Raw genomic sequence first — 20,522 nt, forward strand, 5'->3', positions numbered from 1 at the left:
AACAGGCCTAACCACTAACCTGGAGTGTCAAGGATCAACCGAAGACGATCCGTCAAGCATCACCCGAAGTCCAACAGGGGCACCACTACTTCCAGAAGGCGTTCATGGGTGAGGCGTACATGTCGTTTTCGGTGAGCGGGGCCAGTGTTCCCGGCGCGGTGCGCAGGGCGTCTTCGATGGTGGCCATCAGGCTGTATTGGTTGTAGTAGTCGTCGATGGTGAAGTTGCCGGATTGCATCCCCCCGGCCGTCACGGCGCCCGCGCTCGGGATGACGATCATCGGAACGTGATTGCCTTGGTTGCCGAAGCCCAGTGACAGATTGTTGTTGTCCTCGTCGGTGGTGAGGATGATGACGTCGCGCTGCGTCGGGTCAGTCCACGTCGCGGAGTTCTCGATGGTGGAGACCTCTTGCTGGACGAACTGGTCACCGGCCGCGACGTTGTACTGATGGTCGGTCAACTGGGTGGCGATGAACTGCAGAACGCCACTAAACGTATCGACCGGGCCTTCCATGTTGTTGTCCTCGTTGGCGGCGATCCAGGTGAATCCCGGGAAGGTGCTCGGGTGAGCGAGATCGGTGGCCAACTGCGTCAGCGGAAGCAGGTGCTCTTCCAGGTAATCAGGGGTGTTGCCGTAGACGTAGCTGAATTGGGTAAAGGGCAATTCGTCGGCGGCGTAGTCACCCGATGACACGATGGCACCTGGGGACGGCATGCTCTGCGCGTAGCCGGCCCACGAAATGCCCGCCTGATCCATTTCCTGCATGAGGTTCGGTGCGTCGATGGAGTTCGGGGCGGAGTTGTAGTCGATGCCGAAGTCCGATCCACCCAGGACCCGGACGTAGTTGGGATCACTGGGGTGGCTCAGCGCGTAGTAGTTGTTCGCAGATCCGTAGGTGTTGATCAAGCTGTTGATGTACGGCGCGTTGGGGCTGCCGACGAGGTCGTCGAAGCCCTTGTTCTCCATGTAGATCACGAACACGTGATCCAAGTGGCCGACATCGGATTCCGGCGGGAGCAGCGTCGCCGGGGCCAGGCTTGGATCGCCGACGGTGAACGACTCGTTGTCGGCGTAGGCGCCGTTGTAGGCGCCGAGGTACTGGTTCGTGTCGGTGAAGGTCGTGGTCACCTGCGCGGAGGTGGCGCCCTCCGGAACCGTCCCGGTGATCTCGCGTTGCTCAAACCCGGTAAACCCCAGGCGATCCCATACCGTGACCGGGTTGAGCGAGCCGGTGCCCAGCACGTGCCCGTTCGCGTCGAGGAAGCTGACCTGCACGGTGGCATAAGACGGGTTCCAGGTTTGGCCGCCGAGATCTGCGCTTAGCGTGTACGGCGTTCCGGCCGCACCGGTGAGGTCGACTGTTTGGCTGATGGTGGACGTGGCCACCGGTCCGCCGCCGGCGAAATTGTCGCCGCCGCCCGGGGGCGCGTTCTGCGGAAAGCCGAACAACCCCGTCGCCGTGGGTAACGGCGACGAGAGTGGCGACGGGTAACCGACCGGGGTGCCGTAGGCGATCACGGTCGGGGTGCCGGTCTCGGTCCAGCCCGGGATGGTGACCCCGCTGTAGCCCGACCCGGAGGGGTCGGCTATTTCGAAGCCGGGGTTGACCAGCAGGTTCTGACTCATCAACTGCGCGTCGGCGCCGACAGCGCCAACCGGATCGAGGCTGGTGAGCCAGGTGACGAGCTCGGTGTCCAGTTGCGACCCCAAGGCGCCGCTTACCCAGTCTTGCTCCAGGAAACCGGTGATCGACGTGAGGACCTGATCGATGAACAGGTCGAACTCATCGGCATGAGCTTCGGGCGTGGCCAGCTGCCCGACTGCCACCGTCGCGAACGCGCTGACGGCGCCGGTCATCCCGAGCGCACGCCGGCGGTATCGTCCCCTCGACTTCCGTGCAGCCGGGTCCCCTACCCTGAGACGTGGACGAGTCATGGCCTAACCTTCCCCAGGCAAAGGCAATAAGACGGCTTAAGTTAGCAAGCGGAAAAGCCCATTGATAACCGAAAAGATTCAATTCACAGCACCCTGACAGGGGCTGTTGCCCGATCAGCCGCCGAACAGGTCCGCCAGACTGAAGCTCGGGGTGTTCGCGATCAGGTCCGCCATGTTCGCCCACTGCTGGGCCGCCTGCGCACTCAGTTCGGTCGGCCAGTCGTCGTTGCCGCTCAAGATCACCGTCGCCAGGTCGTCGCGGGCGTTGAGCAGCCCGGCCAGGATGCTGGTGTTCGGATTGAACAGCGCGTCGTCGATAGCGGTGAGCAGCATCTGCGGCATGACCACCGACATGGCGGTCTGGGCCAGCGCCAGCGTGATCGGCAAGGTGATGTCGCTGGTCAGGACGGGCAGGGCGTTCCACACCGAGGTCAGGCTTTCCATCGGGTGGTCGAAGACGCTGCGCATGACGGCATCCCAGTCCGGGCTCAGCGCGTCGGTGAACCGCAGCTCGATCGGGGTGAAGGGCTGGCTGCCGAACACCGACTCGAAGTCGTCCTGGCCCATCAGGGCCGATAGTGCGTTCAGCTCCAGATGCTGCAGCACCCAGGCCGGCTGGGCGTGGATCCGGGAGACGTCCATCGCGTAGTCGTAGGAGAACACTCGCCGGGCCATGTCGGCAGCGAACTCCTCAGGGCTGACGGTCGGAGTGTCGCTGGGGAGGATGCTGTTGCCCAAGTCATCGAGGTTCACCACCTGCGTCTCCACCCCCAGGCCGAGCGCGTCGGCACGGTCGGTGACGTTCTCGAAGCGCGCGAAGATCTCCCCCGTGGTGAGGCCGCCGGTGTCGAGCCAGTTGGCCACACCCGGATTCGTCGCGCTGATGACGTAATAGGTGTAGCCGTCGTCGGCGTGGTACGTGGTGGTGTTGTTGAGGGTGGTCTGGGCCATCACGTAGGGCAGCGCGCCGCCGTAGACGTTCATCAACTCGATGCCGCTGTAGGCCGCCTCGACCGTCGGCACCTTCAGGATCAGGGCCTCACCGGGATCCAGCTCCCAGTTGCCGCCAGTGACGACCGCGGACTCCAGACCGACTCCGTAGCTGGTCTCGGGTGCCAACGTCATCATCGTGTTGGCGGGGACCTCCATACCCACCGATGCCCCACCTTCGATGCTGCGCTGGTTGAACGGCACGACGATCTGGGCGAAGGCACTGAACAGCATGTTCAACACGTCGTCGACGGAGCCGATGTGGGCGGGCTCGGTCGGCACGTCGGTTCCGCCGCCGTCGGTGGGGAAGAATCCGCCGGCCGGGATGGAGAAGAACGGCGGGCAGTCGGCCACACATTGCAGGCTGATGCTGGCCGGACCTTTGGCCCAGTCGCCCGTCATGTCGCGGATCAGCAGGGACGCGGCGCCGCCGACGGTGGCGTCAGTGGAATCCAGGAAGTTGACCGCACCTGCCGGCGCTTCCGGCCCGATGTAGATGGTGAAGTTGCCGTTGGCATCGACCACCAGGCCGTGGTTGAGTTCCAGGTCCTCGATGGTGTGTGCCGTGGCACCGGTGACGGCCATAGTGCTGATCGACATGTGCTCGGTCGCCCCACCGAGGGTTCCGGTGAGCACGTAGGTCGCACCGGGAGCCAGCCCCGCGGTGACGTGGTAGTTGATGTCGGGGGTGAAGTAGTCGAAGTATTGGCGGGAGTCGGCGACGGTCCCGGCGACCACTTCGGGCGATTGGAAGAACACGCCGTTGAACAGCTCGGTGACCCGCGACAATCCGGTGGTGAGTAGCTGGTAGTTGGTGTTCTGCAGCATCGTCATCAGCGTGTCCGCGTCGCCGGGTGAGGCATAGGGCAGGGCCAGATCGTTGGCTTGCGCCTGCTTCATGGCGTCCAGCAGCGCGTCGAGGGCCTGCTGATATCCCGCGGTCAACGCCACCGCGGGCCCGGCCTGAGCGGGGATGGTCAGCGCAGGGGCGGCCACCATCGACAGCGCACTGCCCAGTGCTGCCGCGGCAACCCCGTACCGCCGCCCGAGAACCCGAGGCGCGCGTTTCGGTCCGGCACTCGCGGTCAGGTCCACGGCCACTTCCCCCGGTTATGGATTAACTATTTACTCGTCTGATTAACAGCGAAATCTAATTTTCCGACCATACGTCCGGACCAGACCGGGTGCAAGAGTTCCCGAGCAAACGCCGGCGCCTGCCGACATCGGCCGGCGCCGGCGGGTAGGTTGCGCTGCATGTCGAAGCGATGGGTTTCTGCGTTCGGCCTGACGGCGGCGGTGCTCGCACTCGCCGGATGCGGACTGACGGTGACCAAGGCCGGACCGGACCCGCTGGCACACCAGGCGCCCCGCAGCACCCCGAACGGCATGGTGCTGGTGTCACCGGACAACTTCGTACGGGCCGTGACCGATCAGGAATTCACCAACGTCGTCAACGAGAACGGCTTCGGTCGCTTCTTCCACATGCGCGATGTCACCCCGATCGACCGTCAATTGGTGGTGCGGTCCAACCGCGACACCTTGTATTCGGCCGGGGTGTTCGACCTGCAGGCCGCTCCGGTGACGATCACACTGCCCGATCCGGGTGAGCGGTACATGTCGGCACAGGTGATCAACCAGGACGAATACGTCACCGACATGTTCTACGGCGGCGGCGAGCACACCCTCGACCACCAGCAGGTCGGCACCCGCTACGTCATGGTCGTCGTCCGTATCCTGGCCGACCCCAAGGATCCGGCGGATCTGGGTGCGGCCCGCCGGCTGCAGGACCACGTCACGGTGACCCAGGAGGACTCCGGCAGCTTCGATGTACCGCGGTGGGATCCGGTCAGCCAGAAGAAGGTCGGCGACGCGCTGCTGGTGTTGGCCGAGACCATCCCCGACACCCGGGGCATGTTCGGCACCCTGGCCGACACCGACCCGGTGCGGCACCTGATCGGAGCCGCCGCGGCCTGGGGCGGCAACCCCGAAAAGGATGCGCTGTACCTCAACGTCACCCCGGCCCGCAACGACGGCAACACGGTGCACCGGCTCACCGTCGAAAACGTTCCGGTGAAAGCCTTCTGGTCAGTCAGCGTCTACAACAAGAACGGCTACTTCACCGAGAACCCGCAGCAGGCCTACTCGGTCAATGACATCACCGCGGTGAAGGCGCAAGATGGATCGGTGACCGTGCAGTTCGGCGGGTGCTCGCCCAACGTCATCAACTGCCTGCCGATCACACCGGGATGGAACTATCTGGTGCGGCTCTACCAGCCGCGGCAGGAGATTCTGTCCGGCAAGTGGGTTTTCCCGGCGGCGCAACCGGTTGAGACGGCCGGCGTCGACACCCGGCCACCGCCCTCGCCCCCGGCAACCCCGGCACGTCCGCCACGCTGACGACCGATGGCGCCCCATATCTACTTCGCGTACGGGTCCAACCTGTGCGTGCAGCAGATGGCGCGCCGCTGTCCCGAGGCGTCGGATCCCCGCCCGGCGACGCTGGCCGACCACGACTGGCTGATCAATCAGCGCGGTGTCGCCACCGTCGAGCCGTTCCCGGGTTCGCGGGTGCACGGGGTGCTGTGGCGGGTATCCGCCCGCGACCTGGCCGCGTTGGACAGCGCCGAGGGTGTCCCGGTGCGCTACCGCCGCGACCGGCTGACGGTGCACACCAGCGACGGGCCGGCGCCGGCCTGGGTGTACATCGACCATCGGGTGCAGCCCGGCGCACCGCGGGACGGCTACTTGGAGCGCATCATCGGCGCGGCCGTCCAGCACCGGCTGCCCCCGGCGTGGATCGAGTTTCTGCGCCGCTGGGATCCGCTCCAGTGGCCGCTGCGCACCTCGCCCGCCAATAACGCGGCACCGCAGTCGCTTTCGGAACTGCTGTCCGACTCCGGGGTCGTCGAAGAGAGCCGGCTGCGGTCGCGGTTCGGTTTCCTGGCCATTCACGGCGGCGGCCTGGAGCAGATGACCGATGTGATCGCCGAACGCGCCGCCGAAGCCGCCGACGCGTCGGTGTATCTGGTGCGGCATCCCGAGGGTTATGCGCGACACCTGCCCTCGACGCGCTATCTCGCCGCGGAGTCCGCACGGCTTGCCGCATTTCTCGCGCATGTCGACGTCGTGGTGTCGCTGCACGGATATGGCCGGATCGGACGCAGTACCCACCTGCTGGCGGGCGGGCGCAACCGCGGGCTGGCTGCGCACGTCGCCCAATGCCTCGATCTGCCGGGCTATCAGGTCATCACCGATCTCAACGCGATACCGGCGGGATTGCGGGGCTTGCACCCGGCGAACCCGGTGAATCAGGTCCGGGGCGGCGGCACCCAGCTGGAGCTGTCGCCTCGGGTGCGAGGCATCAGCCCGCGCAGCCAGCCGCCCGGCGAGGACGGCCTGTCGCCGGTCACCGCGGCGCTGGTGCGCGGTCTGGCCGCCGCGGCCCGCTCCTGGAATGTGTAGGAGGTAGTTGGTGGACAAGCAGTTTCGCTTCGGCGTGGGCCTGCATGCGGTCCGGTCCGCGAGCGCACTCGCCGAGACCGGACGACGGCTGGAGGGCTCCGGCTTCGATGTGCTCCACGTGCCCGATCATCTCGGTGCCCCGGCGCCCTTCCCCGCGCTGGTCGCGGCCGCGGCGGCCACCACGACGATCCGGCTGGGCACCTACGTGCTCAACGCCTGCTTCTACAAGCCGGCGCTGCTGACCCGCGACATCGCCGACACCGACCTGCTCTCCGGTGGCCGGCTGGAGATCGGTCTCGGTGCCGGCTACGTCCGGGCGGAGTTCGAAGCCGCCGAGTTGCCGTTCCCCAGCGCCGGCCGGCGCATCGAGTACCTGGAGCACCTGACGACCTATGTGGCGACGCATCAGCCGCGGGTGCCGATCCTGATCGCCGGCAGCGGTGATCGGCTGCTCACCGTGGCGGCCCGGCACGCCGGCATCATCGGCCTGACCGGGGCGCGGGTAGCTGGTGCGGCCGATGCACTGGCCGAACGGATCTCCTTTGTCCGCGCGGCCGCCGGCGATCGGTTCGACGATCTGGAACTGAACCTGGCCATCACGGCGGTGCCGACCGATGCCTCTGGGCTGCCCGACCTGTCGCTGACCCGCCAGTTCGCCCCGACCCTGTCAGACCAGGAGTTGCTGGCCATGCCCGCCGTGTTGTCCGGGTCACCGCACGAGATGGCGGACACGTTGCGGGAATACCGCCGCAGGTACGGGTTGAGCTATTTCACCGTCCAGCAGAACCACGCCGAAGCCTTCGCGAAGGTCATCGCCGCGCTGCGCTGACCAACGCCCACAGCGAGCAGACCAGGGCGCCGACCACGCTGACCGCCCCGATGTACAGCCCGTATCCGGCGGTGATCGGCGCCACGACATTCAGCCGGTAGTACCCGACGCCCAGTCCGGCGATGCCCAGTGAGATCACCAGCGCGGCAACCGATGCCACCGTGCTGAAGAGCCCCCGGCCGATCATCGCACCGGCCACCAGCAGTACGGCCGCCAGCAGCACGATCAGCTGGCCGACGCCGAACCGGGGTGGCAACGCGATGCTGCCGGCACTGCCACCGATCGCGCTGGCACGCCCCCCGCCGTTGGCCGAGGTGACCAGCCACGGCAACCACGCACTGACCGACAGGATCACGGCGAACAGCGCGATGAGCCAACCTGGACGCGAGCGAGTCATGTTGTGACACTAACTCGCATCGACGAGCTCACCGCGGCGCGGCATCACCAGCGTCCGGGTCAGGCCGAGCCGGGCCAGGAAGTCGTCGTCGTGACTGACCACGATGAACGCCCCGCGGTAGCCGGCCAGCGCGTCGACCAGCTGGTCCACGCTGGCCAGATCGAGGTTGTTGGTGGGTTCGTCCAGCAGCAACAGCTGCGGCACCGGGTCGGCGAGCAGCAGCTGGGCCAGTGCGACCCGGAACCGCTCACCGCCGGACAGGGTGCCGATCGGCCGCGCCACACAATCGGCGTCCAGCAGGAACCGGGCCAGTTGGGCGCGTACCGCCCGCGGCTCGCTGCCCGATATCACCGAGACGGCGTCGAACGCGGACGCCGTGTCATCCAGGTGATCCAGCCGCTGCGGGAGGTAGCCGACCCGGTCGGTTCGCAGGCTTCCACCCGCACCGGCCAGCAGCGCTTCGAGCAGTGAGGTCTTGCCGACCCCGTTGGGGCCGTCCAGGGCAATCCGTTCCGGGCCCTGCACGATGATTGGCCCGCCGCTGCCCGGCAGTTCGGCCAGCCGGCGAGTCGACGCCACGTCCGGGTCGGGCAACTCGACGCGGATGTGTTCATCATGGCGAACCCGGGCGGACGCGGCATGCAGGTCGGCTTGGGCGTCGCGCACCCGGCTGTCCAGGTCGCTGCGCAGCCGGCCGGCCGAAACCTGTGCGTTGGAGGCGTTCTGGCTCATCACGATCTTCGCGGCGCGCTTATTCTCCTGGGCCGTCCGGGCCGCCCTGCTGCGACGGACGAGCTTGGTCTCGGCTTCGATGCGCTGGCGCTTTTCCACTTTGACCGCCTGCTCGGCGGCGCGGGCCGCGGTCCGGGCGGCGGCCTGCTCGGAGTCCAGGTGCGCCCGCCACGCGCGGTAGGGCCCACCGAAGGTGGTGAGCCGCCCACCGTAAAGCTCTGCGGTACAGCCCATCTGCTCCAATAGCGCGGTGTCATGGCTGGCTACGATGAGCGCCCCCGGCCATGCTGCGACCAGCCGCGCCAGTGCGGCACGCGCGGCACGATCCAGGTTGTTGGTCGGCTCATCGAGCAGGGTGATCGGGGCGGCCGCCAGCCGCAGACCGGTCAGCGCCACCAGCATCGCCTCCCCACCGGACAGTTCGCCGATCCGGCGGTCGAGGTCACCCGACCCGAAACCGATGTCGCGCAATGCCGCATCGGCGTGGGCTTCGATATCCCAGTCATCGCCCACGACCTCGAAATGGACGGCCGCGGTGTCACCGCTTTCGATCGCCCGAAGCGCGGCGAGTCGATCAGCGACACCGAGCAATTCGGCGATCGAGACATCGACATCGAGGGGACACCGCTGCGGCAGGTAGGCGACCTCGCCGGCCGTGGTGACGCTTCCGGCGGTGGGGGTGAGTTCCCCGGCGATCAGCCGCAGCAGGGTGGACTTGCCGGCTCCGTTGGCACCGACCAGGCCGGTGCGGCCGGCACCGAACGAACCGCTGACGCCGGCCAGCGCGGTGCTGCCGTCAGGCCAGTCGAAGCCGACATCGGTCAGGGTGACTACGGAATCGAAATCAGAAATGGACATGGGGTCTCCGGGAAAGTCAGCAGGGGCGCTGACAACCGGGACGCGACTACGGCGATTCGTCGGTGATCAGCGCGCGGACAACGGCGCGAGACCGGCGATGCCTGTCATTCCATACCTCCTGTGAAACCGACGCCCGCCACCTTAGTTGCGGGATATCGGGGCGTGCAACCCAATTAAGCCGGAGCGAAAACCGTGACGAACTTGCGCAGCGACTCATTGATGTCGCTCTTCAGTGCGCCAGCCACCAGCATGCCGATCGGTCCGAACAGCGCCGGGCCGCCCAGATGAACGTCGAAGCTGACCTTCGAGCCGTCGCCGGCCGGGGTGACTTTGGCGAGCAGCTTGATCTTGACGCCGCCCTTGCCGTCGCCGTTGAGGGTCATCCCGGTCGGGGGCTTGTAGTTCACGATCGTCCACTTGATCCGGTTGGGCATGCCCTTGACCTCGACGATCGACTCGAGCGTGGTGCCCTTCTCCAGGGTTTCGGGCAGCACACTGCGCCACACCCGGTGGATGGTCAGCCACTCTTTATAGCGCGACAGATCCGACGCGTGATTCCACGCCTCCTCGGGAGGCAGTGGGACGTCGATGGATCCGGAGAGCTTGGCCATGTGATTTTCTTCTCCTCATATCCCCGTTATCGGTGGGTCATTGTGGTCGTTGCCGGCTCCCGCCACAACTTGGGCCGCTCACCGAGCATCACGCCGCGGGCCCACCACATCGCCTCGATAGCGGCGGCGCCCAGGGCCCCTACCCCCAGCGCCAGCGACGTCAGCGCGACGTTGGAGGGGTCCAGCAGGAACTTCTCCCGCGCCAACGGGATCGCGAAGATGCCCACATAGGCCAGGCCGCAGCAGACCACCAGCGTCAGCCGCCACCACTGATACGGCCGCGCCACGACGGCCAGCACCCAGCCCGCGGTGATCAGCAGGGTGATCAGCGCGGTGGTGGACGCCTGGATCTGTTGCACCGGGGTGGCTTCGCTGCCGCGGTAGGCCAGCAGGTAGGAGCTGAAGGTGGCGATGCCCACCACCAGGCCGGCCGGCAGTGCCCCGCTCATCACCCGCCGCACGAATCCCGGTTGCGCCCGTTCGTTGTTCGGCGCCAGCGACAGGACGAACGCCGGGATGCCGATGGTGAACCAGGCGGCGATCGTGACGTGGATCGGCTGGAACGGATACAGCAGCGGCTTGGTGCCGAACAGCGCCGAAGCCAGCCCGACCAGGCCGACCAACAGGGCGAGCAGCACCGAATACACCGTCTTGGTCAAGAACAGGTTCGCCACCCGTTCGATGTTGCCGATCACCCGGCGTCCCTCGCCCACCACATAGGGCAGGGTGGCGAACTTGTTGTCCAGCAACACGATCTGCGCCACCGAGCGCGCCGCGGAGCTTCCGGCGCCCATCGCCACGCCGATGTCGGCGTCCTTGAGCGCCAGCACGTCGTTGACACCGTCGCCGGTCATGGCCACCGTGTGGTCGCGTGACTGCAGCGCGCGCACCATGGCCCGCTTCTGATCGGGGCGTACCCGCCCGAAGACGGTGTGTTCCTCCAATGCGCCGGCCAGCCGGTCCGATTCGGACGGCAGCTGCCGGGCGTCCATCGCTCCCCCGGACAGCCCCAGCTCCTCGGCCACCGCACCCACCGAGACCGCGTTGTCGCCGGAGATCACCTTCACCGAGACTTGCTGTTCGGCAAAGTAATCCAACGTATCGCGGGCATCGGGCCGCACCTTCTGCTCCAGCACCACCAACGCCACCGGGGTGACCTGCCCGGGCGCGTCCGGGTGATCGACGGGCCGGTCGCTGACGCCCAGCAGCAGCACCCGCAGGCCGCGCGCGCCGATCCGTTCGGCCTGTTCGGCGGCCTCCGACGACGGTTCGAGCAGTACGTCGGGGGCGCCGATCAGCCAGTCGCCGTGCTCAGAGAACGAGACGCCACTCCACTTGGTGGCCGACTTGAACGGCGCGCAGCCGCTCGGCGTCCAGCTCGGCGATGTCGGGAACGCCTCGGCGATGGCCTGGATGCTGGCGTTGGGCCGGGTATCCTCGGCGGCCAGCGCGGCCAGCGCCTCGTGTACCGGAAGCCCTTTAGCGCCGGGAAGTTCGGCGACCTCGGCCACCCGCATGCCGTTCTCGGTGAGGGTGCCGGTCTTGTCGGCGCAGACCACGTCGACGCGGGCCAGCCCCTCGATCGCGGGCAGTTCCTGCACCAGGCACTGCCGCCGCCCGAGGCGCACCACTCCGACTGCGAACGCCAGCGACGTCATCAGCACCAGACCCTCGGGAACCATCGGCACCAGCGCCCCGACCATCGCCAGCACCGATGCCCGCCAGCCCACATCGGTGGTGAACAGCTGGGTGTAGATGATCAGCAGCCCGGCCGGGATCAACAGGTAGGTGATGAATTTCAGGATCTGGTTGATGCCGTTGCGCAGTTCGGATTTCACCAGGGTGAACTTGGTGGCCTCCTCGGCCAGTTTGGCCGCGTAAGCCTCGCTGCCGACCCGGGCGGCCCGGTAGGCGCCGCTGCCGGAGATCACGAAACTGCCCGACATCACCTGATCGCCGATGCTCTTGCCGACCGGGTCGGCTTCACCGGTCAGCAGGGACTCGTCGACCTCCAGATTGGACACCTCGACGACCTCGCCGTCGACGACGATCTGGTCGCCGGGTCCGAGTTCGATGACGTCGCCGAGCACCACCTCGCGGGCCGGGAGCTCCGCGGTCCCGGATTGTCTGCGCACCAACGGTTTCGCCTGGCCGACGATGGCCAGTTTGTCCAGCGTCTGCTTGGCCCGGATCTCCTGCACCATGCCGATGACGCTGTTGAAGACGATGAGCAGCCCGAACAGTCCGTTGATCAGCGATCCAGTGGTCGCCACGATGGCCAGCAGCACGCCCAGGATCGCGTTGATCCGGGTGAACACGTTGGCCCGGATGATCTCGCGCACACTGCGTGCGGCACGCACCGGGATGTCGTTGGTCTGGCCCTGCGCAACCCGTTGGGCGACTTCGTCGTCGGTGAGTCCGACGGCGCCCCGGGTGACGGTCAAATCCGCCACCACGGCGTGACGTCGCCGGCCGGGGGCCGGATCCGCTCGCCGGGACGCGGGACGGCCACCGGGACCCCGGCGGTCTGCGCGGCGGCCAGCAACCGCTCCACCGGCTCATCCCACCGGTGCGGCGCCAGCCGGAACGTGCACCAGTGAATCGGCACCAGCGTGCCGCCGTTGACGTCCAGATGGGCCCGGACCGCCTCCTCGGGGTTCATGTGGACGTCCGGCCAGGCGGTGTTGTAGGCGCCGATCGGCATCAGGGTCACATCGAACGGACCGTGCTCGGCGCCGATCCGAGCGAAGCTGCCGGTGTATCCGGAGTCGCCGCCGAAGTACACCCGGTGGCCCGGTCCGGCGATCACCCACGACGCCCACAGGGTCATGTTGCGGGTCAGAAGCCGGCCGGAGAAATGCCGGGCCGGGGTGCAGGTCAACGTGAGTTCGCCGAGCGCGACGTGCTCGTCCCAGTCGAGTTCGATGACCCGGCCGGAGGGAATGCCCCACGCCCGCAAGTGCGCGCCCACCCCCAGCGGGACCACGAACGGCGCCCGCTGGCTGCGGACCAGCGCGGTGATCGTGTCGATGTCGAGATGGTCGTAGTGGTCATGGCTGACCACGATCGCGTCCACCGCGGGCAGCGCCGCCAGCTCGACCGGCGGCGGGTGCAGCCGCCGGGGACCGACGGCGTCCGACGGCGAGCAGCGTTCGCTGAACACCGGGTCGGTCAGGACGCGGTAGCCGTCGACGTCGATCAGCGCCGTGGCATGACCCAGCCAGGTGATCGACAGCGGTTCGGCGGCGCCGAAATCAGGGTCCACCAACGGGACGGGTGCCGCGGGCCGCGCCGCGCCGCGATCGGCGAACAGCTCCCGCAGCATCAGGCGCTGCTGTTCGCGGTCCATGTTGACGACCGCGACCGGCTCGATGTTGTGGAAGACCCCGTCGCGGTAGTTCGGCGACCGGGAGGCCACCGCGTCAATGACATGCGGTGCCGCACCGAGGGCGCCGGGTGTGCCGCGCAGCGCGCGAAGCGTCCAGCTACCGGCGGCCAGGGACGCCGTACCCACCGCCAGCCGAAGTGCTCCGCGCAACATCACCGCGCCTCCCGCTAGGCGCCCTGGAACTTCGGCGGCCGCTTCTCGATGCGCGCCATCTGGGCTTCGATGACATCCTGGCTGGCCCAGGCCCGGTCGAACAATTCCTTGTGCACCGGCTCCTGCTCCTGGTAGGCGCCGTCGTCGTTGAGCACCCGTTTGGCGTGCTGCAGCGCCAGCGGCGCCAGCCCGGCGATCTCGTGCGCCCAGGCCTGCGCGTCGGCCACCGCGCCGATCCGGTTGACCATGCCGGTCAGCAGCGCCGTCTCGGCGGTCAGTTTCTCGGCGGTCAGCAGCATCGCGCGGGCCCGTCCGTAACCGGCCAGGGTGGAGAGCCGGCGGATGCTCCAGTTGTCCAGCGCCAGGCCGTAGCGGGCCACCGGGAACTGGAAGTACGCCTCGGGGGCGGCCACCCGCAGATCGCAGACCATCGCCAGTTGCAGGCCGGCGCCGATCGCGGCCCCGTTGATCGCGCCGATCACCGGCACCTGCACGTCGCCGATGGCCGTGTGCAGGGCGCGCAGCTTGTCGGGGTAGTCGGCGGCGAACGCGTCGCCGGACAAATCGGCGCCAGCGCAGAACACGGTGCCCTGCCCGGTCAGCACGATCGCCCGGACGTCGTGGTCGGCGGCGTCCACGATCGCCTCGCGCAGTTCGGTGACGAGCTGGGAGTTCAGCGCGTTGCGTCGCTCGGGTCGCTGCAACTCGATAGTGGTGACGGCTTCGTCGCGGGTAATACCGATCATGACGCTCCAGCCTATTGAAGCGTGTCGAACGAGTTTGTTCGGGTGCTCGACGCCGCTGTTCTCACCTCAGGGCTTCGGCCAGCCCGCCAGGGCCAGATCGGCGATCGCGTGCAGTTCCTCACGGTCGGCGCCGCTGCGGGCCTGGATCGAGATCCCTTGGCAGACGGCGCTGATCCAGCGAGCCAGCAACAAGGTGTCGACGTCGGAAAGCTCGCCTGCGGTTACCGCTTGGTCGAACCGGCGGGCCAGCTCGCGCGCGGCTGCATCGCGGAACTCGGCTAACCGGGCCGCATTTCCGACCAGCAGGCAGCCATCCGGGTTGCCGGATGTCGCGTCGACTGCCCCGTGCACCATGGCTTCGGCGACCTCGCGCGCGGTCGCACGAGTGAGCGCCGCTGCCATGTAGCCGCCCGGGCCGTTGATGTATCGCAGCGTGGCCCGCTCGAAGAGGCCCTCTTTCGAGCCGAACTCGGCGTAGATGCCGCGGCGGTTGACCCCGGTTGCCTCGGTCAGGTCACTGATCGACACACCCTCGAAACCACGGTCCCAGAACAACTTCATCGCGATGTCCTCAACCGTGTCGGGGTCGAACTCCCGCGGTCGCCCGATCGCCATGGTCCACCTTCTGTGATCCCGCACACAGCGGGAATCTTCCGCTCGTCCACGCGCTTGAGCTGATCATACTTTGTAACCAAGCGGTTCGAAACAAAACTTGAGAGGTCTGCGACATGAGCACAGCACCCCTGGCCGGACGCCGAGCACTGGTAACCGGAGGTTCGCGCGGAATCGGCGCGGGAATCGTCCGTCGGCTTGCCGCCGACGGCGCCGCGGTGGCGTTCACCTACGCGTCATCGGCCGTCGAGGCCGACAAGCTGGTCGCCGAGCTGACCGCCGACGGCGCCAAGGTGGTGGCCATCCAAGCCGACAGCGCCGATCCGGCACAGGTGGGCGCAGCGGTCGAGCAGGTCGTTGCCGACCTGGGCGGACTGGACATCCTGGTCAACAACGCCGGGACTGCGCACATCGCGCCGATCGACGAATACCCACAGGAGCAGTTCGACCGTGTGGTGGCGCTCAACATCGGCGGCGTGTACTCGGCGATCCGCAGCGCCATCGGTCACCTCGGCGAGGGTTCGCGGATCATCAACATCGGCAGCATCAACGCTGACCGCGTCCCGGTGGCCGGGTTGGCCGTGTACGCGATGACCAAGGGCGCGGTCGCATCCCTGACCCGCGGTCTGGCCCGCGAACTCGGGCCACGCGGAATCACCGTCAACAACGTGCAGCCGGGCCCGATCGACACCGACTTGAATCCCGCCGGGGGCGAATTCGCCGACGCCATGCGGCAAGTCATGGCATTGGACCACTACGGGCACACCGGTGACATTGCCGCCGTGGTCAGTTTCCTGGCCGGCCCGGAATCGGGATTCGTGACGGGAGCCAATTGGAACGTCGACGGCGGATACACCGTCTGACCGTTTAGCCTCGTGCTGTGAGCCGGACCGGGGCCGACGAACTGCGCGAGGCGGTATTGGACGGCGGCTCGTTCATCAGCTGGGATGACGAGCCGCTGACCCTGCCGATCAGCGACTCCTACGCCGCCGAACTGGCCGCCGCCCGGGCCGCCACCGGCCGCGACGAGGCCGTCATCACCGGCGCGGGCCGGATCAACGGGCGACGGGTCGCGGTGATCGCCAGCGACTTCGACTTCCTGGCCGGCTCGATCGGGGTAGCCGCTGCCGAGCGGATCACCTCGGCGATCCAGCGCGCCACCGCCGAAGGATTGCCGCTGCTGGCATCGCCGAGTTCGGGCGGCACCCGGATGCAGGAGGGCACCGTCGCGTTCCTGCAGATGGTGAAGATCGCCGCCGCCGTCGAGCTGCACAAACGCGCTCACCTGCCCTACCTGGTCTACCTGCGCCACCCGACCACCGGCGGGGTGTTCGCCTCCTGGGGTTCCCTCGGCCACATCACGCTGGCCGAACCCGGGGCGCTGGTGGGCTTTCTGGGACCGCGGGTCTATGAGCAGCTCTACGACGCACCGTTCCCGCCGGGCATTCAGACCGCCGAGAATCTGCAGGCGCACGGCGTGATCGACGGCGTGATCCCGCTGAAGTGGCTGCGGCGCACCTGTGCGCGGGCGCTCAAGGTGATCCTCGACGGCCCCGGTCTCGCCCCGGCGCGACCGGCTCCCGAACCGATTCCCGACGTCCCGGCGTGGAACTCGGTGTGCGCGTCGCGGCGCCCGGACCGGCCGGGGTGCGGGTTTCTGCTGCGGCACGGCGCGACTGAGCGGGTCTTCCTGTCGGGCACCGGAAGCGCCGAACGCGGCGCCACCATGCTGCTGGCGCTGGCCCGCTTCGGTGGCCAGCCGGCAGTGGTGCTGGGCCAGCTGCGCGGGCCGGATCGCCTGACCGATCCGGTGGCACTGCGCGACGCCCGCCGCGGCATGGCGCTAGCCGCGGGCCTGCAGCTGCCGCTGGTGCTGGCCATCGACACCCCGGGGCCGGCGCTGTCGGTGGAGGCCGAACAGGGTGGGCTGGCCGGGCAGATCGCGGCCTGCCTGGCCGAGCTGGTCACCCTGGAGGTGCCGACGGTGTCGGTGCTGCTCGGCCAGGGCAGCGGCGGGCCCGCGCTGGCGATGGTGCCGGCGGATCGGGTGCTGGCGGCGCAGCACGGCTGGCTGGCGCCGCTGCCCCCGGAGGGGGCCAGCGCCATCGTGTTCCGCGACACCGACCACGCCCCGGAGCTGTCGGACGCCCAAGGCATCCGGTCGGCGGACCTGAAGGCACACGGGATCGTCGACGTGATCGTGCCCGAGCATCCCGACGCCGCCGCCGAGCCGATCGACTTCGCCAAGCGGATGTCGGCGGCCATCGCGGCCGAGTTGCACGCGCTGCGCGATGTTCCCCAAGAGCAGCGCCTGGCCGCCCGACTGCAGCGCTACCGCCGGATCGGGCTCTAAGCCAAGGACCGCTGCCAGGCCTCGTGCAGCGCGGCGTAATGCCCCTCGGCGCGGATCAGCTCGGCCGGTGGCCCGTCTTCGACGATGGCCCCGCCCTCGATCACCAGCACCCGGTCGGCGATCTCGACCGTCGAGAGCCGGTGGGCGATCACCAGCGCGGTCCGGTCGGCCAGCACGCTGCGCAGCGCCCGCTGCACCATCCGCTCGCCGGGGATGTCCAGCGCCGACGTCGCCTCGTCGAGGATCAGCACCGCCGGGTCGGCGAGGAACGCGCGGGCGAAGGCCACCAGTTGACGCTGTCCCGCCGAGAGCCGGCCGCCGCGTTTGGCCACGTCGGTCTCATAGCGCTCGGGCAAGTCGGCGATGAACGCCTCGGCGCCCACGCTCGCCGCGGCGGCGGCCACCTCGGCGTCGGTCGCCTCGGGACGGCCGAAGCGGATGTTGTCGGCCAGCGTCCCGGAGAACAGGAAGTTCTCCTGGGTGACCATCACCACGTGCCGGCGCAGCTCGGCCTGGGTGAGGTGCCGCAGGTCGACGCCGTCGAGTGTCACCGATCCCGACGTCGGGTCGTAGAACCGGGCGATCAGCTTGGCGATGGTCGTCTTGCCGGCGCCGGTGCTGCCGACCAGCGCCACGGTCTGGCCGGCCGGGATGTGCAGCGACAGCCCGGTCAGCACCGCGGCGTCGGTCCGGTAGCCGAAACACACGTCGCGCAAGGCGATCTCGCCGCGGGCCTCGCCGAGGGCGGCCGGGGTGTCCGGGTCGGCGACCGCGGGTTTTTCGGCGAGCACCCCGGCCAGCTTCTCCAGCGCCGAGGTCGCCGACTGGAAGGTGTTGAGAAACTGGGTGATCTCCTGCATCGGTTCGAAGAACATCCGCAGGTAGAGCAGGAACGCGGTGAACGTCCCGATCGTCATGTGCCCGTGCAGGACCCGCCAGCCCCCATAGAGCAGCACCACGCCGGTGGTGAGGTTGCCGACCAGCTTGACGCCGGGGCTGAAGACGGCGACCAGTTTGAACGCCTTCTCGTTGACGGCGCGGTAGCGGTCGGCGACTTCGGCGAAGATCTCCTCGTTGCGGGCTTCGCGGCGATAGGCCTGCACCGCTTTGATCCCGGTCATCGTCTCGACGAACTGGACGATCACCCGCGCGGCGTGTTCCCGCACCGCGGTGTAGGTCTTCGACGACTCGGTCCGGAACCAGCGCAGCAACGCCGCCAGCACCGGGAAGGCGGCCAGGCACATCAGGCCCAGCCGCCAGTCCAGCACGACCAGCAGCACCGCGGTGCCGACCAGCGTGAGGGCAGCGCTGACCAGGCTGTCGAACCCGGACAGCAGCATCTCCTGGATCGCGTCGATGTCGTTGGTCAGCCGGCTGACCACCCGGCCCGAGGTGTAGCGGTCGTGAAAGCCGATATCCAGGCGCTGGAAGTGCCGGAACACCCGCCGCCGCAACTCCAGCAGCACCCGCTGGCCGATCCGTCCCGACCACTGCAGGAACAGCAGCCGGCTGCCGGCCTGGGTGAGCACCACGGTCCCCAGCGCAATGATGATCACCGTCAGCACCCGCATCGAGCCGTCGCTTATCGGCGGGATGCCGCGGTCGATACCGCGCTGGGCCAGCACCGGAACCGCAAGGCGCGCAGCGTTTTCCACCACCACGATCAGCGCCAGCAGTACCACCGCGACGCGGTAGGGGCGCAGCAGCGACCACAGCAGGGCGCCCGCCGGTGTCACTGGCGCGCCCAGTCGACGAGGTGTTCGGCGCCGTCGTCGAGCTCGTCGTCGGCGGCCAGCAGGTAGCGGTAGCGCGGCACCGCGGCCAGCAGCTCGGCGTGGGTACCGACCGCGACGACGGCCCCGTCGGCAAGCAACGCCACCCGGTCGGCCAGCGCCACGGTCGAGGCCCGGTTGGCCACCACGATCGCGGTGATCGCCCCCTCGCGCAGTACCCGGCGCAGCGCATCGGTGACGTCGGCTTCGGTGTGCACGTCCAGCGCTGACAGGGTGTCGTCGAGCACCAGGATCGTCGGTGCGGCCACCAGGGCCCGGGCCAGCGACAGCCGTTGACGCTGCCCACCCGACAAGCTCATCCCCTGTTCGCCGATGCGGGTGTCGAGCCCGGACGGCAGGTCGTACACGAAACCGGCCGAGGCCACCTCGAGGGCGCGGGCCAGCTCCGCGTCGCTCGCCTCGGGCCGGCCCAGCCGCAGATTCTCGGCCACCGACATAGAGAACAGCGTCGGATCGTCGAACGCGGTGATCACCGCCGAACGCAGCGCCGCCAGCGTCAGCGAGCGGATGTCGCGTCCGCCGATGAGGATCTGCCCCTCGGATGCGTCGTAGAGCCGCGACAGCAGCATCGCCAGCACCGACTTTCCGGATCCGGTGGCGCCCACCACCGCCACGGTCTCACCGGGTTCGACGGTGAGGTTGACGCCGCGCAGCACCCGCGGCCCGTCACCAAAGCGGAATCCGACGTCGCGCAACTCCAGTCGCCCCGACGGCGGCACCGGATCGTGCCCGTCGGTGATCTCGACGGGCGCATCGAAGATCTCGGTGATCCGGTCGGCGGCGGTCATCGCCTCCTGGGTCGCCGACAGCAAAAAGCCCAGCGAGGACACCGGCCAGACCAGCGACAGCATCAAGGTGATGAACGCGACCAGGGTGCCCATCGTGACCAGGTGGTTGCCGGCCGCGTACGCGCCGATCGCCAGCACCACGATCAGCGTGAGGTTGGGGATCACCTCCAGCAGCGTCCAGAACCTCGACGACACCACCACCTTGTCGATACCCAGGTCGCGCAGGGTCTTGGCTTGGGTGTCGAACTGGGCGAACACGTAGTCCTCGCGACCGAACGCCTTGATGGTGCGCAGGCCGCCGGCGGACTCTTCGACGGCGGTGGCGACCTGGCCGGCCTGGTCCTGCGCGCGGCGCGACAGCCGGGTGTACTGGCGCCGGAAGTGCTGCACCGCCAGCGTCACCGGCACCATCGACACGGCCGCCACCACGCCCAGCGGCCAGTACAGCAGCAGCAGGATGGTGGTCACGGCCACGATCTGCAAGGTGTTGAGCAGCAGGAACACCACCACGAACGACAAGAACCGGCGGATGGTGGCCAGGTCGTTCATAATCCGCGACAGCAACTGCCCGGACTGCCAGCGCCCGTGAAACGTCAGCGGCAGTATCTGCAGCCGGGCGTAGAGATCCTTGCGGAGGTCGGCTTCGACGCCCATGGTGGCGTGCGCGACCAGCCAGCGCCGCACCAACCACAGCACCGCCTCACCGATGCCGAGCGCGGCGGCCGCCGTCCCCAGCACCCACAGGCCGGGCTGGTCGCGGTGGGCCACCGGCCCGTCGATGACGGCCTTGGTCATCAGCGGGATCGCCACGGTGGCGCCCAAGCTGACCACGGCGACGGTGATCATGGTGAGCCACCGCGCCCGGTAAGGCCGC

The 20,522-nt window shown here is 68.3% G+C and carries 16 protein-coding genes; 5 read left to right on the top strand and 11 right to left on the bottom strand.

Annotated features, from left to right (window positions below; genetic code table 11):
• Positions 1–85: 85 nt before the first annotated feature.
• Together A5648_RS02215 and A5648_RS02220 are read right to left on the bottom strand one after the other, a co-directional pair.
• On the bottom strand, positions 86–1,858 hold the full coding sequence (locus A5648_RS02215) for an alkaline phosphatase family protein (protein ID WP_082966289.1): 1,773 nt from the start codon (positions 1,856–1,858) through the stop codon (positions 86–88).
• 192 nt (positions 1,859–2,050) lie between these two features.
• A complete protein-coding gene (locus A5648_RS02220) occupies positions 2,051–4,021 on the bottom strand; it encodes a hypothetical protein (RefSeq protein ID WP_065023024.1) in 1,971 nt (656 codons plus the stop codon).
• A 300-nt stretch (positions 4,022–4,321) separates the two neighbouring features.
• Here A5648_RS02220 and A5648_RS02225 point away from each other — a divergent pair, with 300 nt between their 5' ends.
• Genes A5648_RS02225 through A5648_RS02235 form a run of 3 tightly spaced genes read left to right on the top strand, consistent with a single transcriptional unit; the run spans position 4,322 to position 7,217 of the window.
• Complete coding sequence (locus A5648_RS02225) at positions 4,322–5,323, top strand: DUF1214 domain-containing protein (protein ID WP_082966291.1); 1,002 nt, start codon at positions 4,322–4,324, stop codon at positions 5,321–5,323.
• 6 nt (positions 5,324–5,329) lie between these two features.
• Positions 5,330–6,388, top strand: a complete 1,059-nt coding sequence (locus A5648_RS02230; protein ID WP_065022987.1) for a poly-gamma-glutamate hydrolase family protein — start codon at positions 5,330–5,332, stop codon at positions 6,386–6,388.
• Between the two features lie 10 nt (positions 6,389–6,398).
• On the top strand, positions 6,399–7,217 hold the full coding sequence (locus A5648_RS02235; protein WP_065022988.1) for a TIGR03621 family F420-dependent LLM class oxidoreductase: 819 nt from the start codon (positions 6,399–6,401) through the stop codon (positions 7,215–7,217).
• Here A5648_RS02235 and A5648_RS02240 read toward each other — a convergent pair.
• The 7 genes from A5648_RS02240 to A5648_RS02270 form a co-directional block, all read right to left on the bottom strand.
• Positions 7,198–7,614: a hypothetical protein gene (locus A5648_RS02240; RefSeq protein ID WP_065022989.1), complete on the bottom strand. Its 417-nt coding sequence runs from the start codon at positions 7,612–7,614 to the stop codon at positions 7,198–7,200. The genes A5648_RS02235 and A5648_RS02240 overlap by 20 nt on opposite strands.
• 9 nt (positions 7,615–7,623) lie before the next feature.
• Positions 7,624–9,204: an ATP-binding cassette domain-containing protein gene (locus tag A5648_RS02245; protein WP_065022990.1), complete on the bottom strand. Its 1,581-nt coding sequence runs from the start codon at positions 9,202–9,204 to the stop codon at positions 7,624–7,626.
• 173 nt (positions 9,205–9,377) lie between these two features.
• Positions 9,378–9,815 carry a type II toxin-antitoxin system Rv0910 family toxin gene (locus A5648_RS02250; RefSeq protein WP_065022991.1) on the bottom strand — a complete coding sequence of 146 codons (438 nt, stop codon included), beginning with the start codon at positions 9,813–9,815 and terminating at the stop codon, positions 9,378–9,380.
• Positions 9,816–9,841: 26 nt separating this feature from the next.
• The gene (locus tag A5648_RS02255) at positions 9,842–12,271 is read right to left on the bottom strand and encodes an HAD-IC family P-type ATPase (protein ID WP_207511579.1); all 2,430 of its coding nucleotides are present in this window, start codon (positions 12,269–12,271) and stop codon (positions 9,842–9,844) included.
• Positions 12,256–13,356: an MBL fold metallo-hydrolase gene (locus A5648_RS02260; protein WP_082966290.1), complete on the bottom strand. Its 1,101-nt coding sequence runs from the start codon at positions 13,354–13,356 to the stop codon at positions 12,256–12,258. The genes A5648_RS02255 and A5648_RS02260 overlap by 16 nt, the downstream gene beginning before the upstream one ends.
• A 14-nt stretch (positions 13,357–13,370) precedes the next feature.
• A complete protein-coding gene (locus tag A5648_RS02265) occupies positions 13,371–14,102 on the bottom strand; it encodes an enoyl-CoA hydratase (protein WP_065022992.1) in 732 nt (243 codons plus the stop codon).
• 66 nt (positions 14,103–14,168) lie between these two features.
• Complete coding sequence (locus A5648_RS02270) at positions 14,169–14,717, bottom strand: TetR/AcrR family transcriptional regulator (protein WP_065022993.1); 549 nt, start codon at positions 14,715–14,717, stop codon at positions 14,169–14,171.
• 113 nt (positions 14,718–14,830) lie between these two features.
• Here A5648_RS02270 and A5648_RS02275 point away from each other — a divergent pair, with 113 nt between their 5' ends.
• Together A5648_RS02275 and A5648_RS02280 are read left to right on the top strand one after the other, a co-directional pair.
• On the top strand, positions 14,831–15,577 hold the full coding sequence (locus tag A5648_RS02275) for a 3-oxoacyl-ACP reductase family protein (protein ID WP_065022994.1): 747 nt from the start codon (positions 14,831–14,833) through the stop codon (positions 15,575–15,577).
• A 17-nt stretch (positions 15,578–15,594) separates the two neighbouring features.
• Entirely contained in the window at positions 15,595–17,067 is a 1,473-nt protein-coding gene (locus tag A5648_RS02280; protein ID WP_065022995.1) for an acetyl-coenzyme A carboxylase carboxyl transferase subunits beta/alpha, read from the top strand.
• Here A5648_RS02280 and A5648_RS02285 read toward each other — a convergent pair.
• Positions 17,064–18,803 carry an ABC transporter ATP-binding protein gene (locus A5648_RS02285; protein WP_234787263.1) on the bottom strand — a complete coding sequence of 580 codons (1,740 nt, stop codon included), beginning with the start codon at positions 18,801–18,803 and terminating at the stop codon, positions 17,064–17,066. The genes A5648_RS02280 and A5648_RS02285 overlap by 4 nt on opposite strands.
• Positions 18,800–20,494, bottom strand: coding sequence for an ABC transporter ATP-binding protein (locus tag A5648_RS02290; protein WP_234787264.1), 1,695 nt, complete (start codon positions 20,492–20,494; stop codon positions 18,800–18,802). The genes A5648_RS02285 and A5648_RS02290 overlap by 4 nt, the downstream gene beginning before the upstream one ends.
• Positions 20,495–20,522: the final 28 nt, after the last annotated feature.

Source organism: Mycolicibacter sinensis, from assembly GCF_001673565.1.
GTDB classification, from domain to species: domain Bacteria; phylum Actinomycetota; class Actinomycetes; order Mycobacteriales; family Mycobacteriaceae; genus Mycobacterium; species Mycobacterium sinense_C.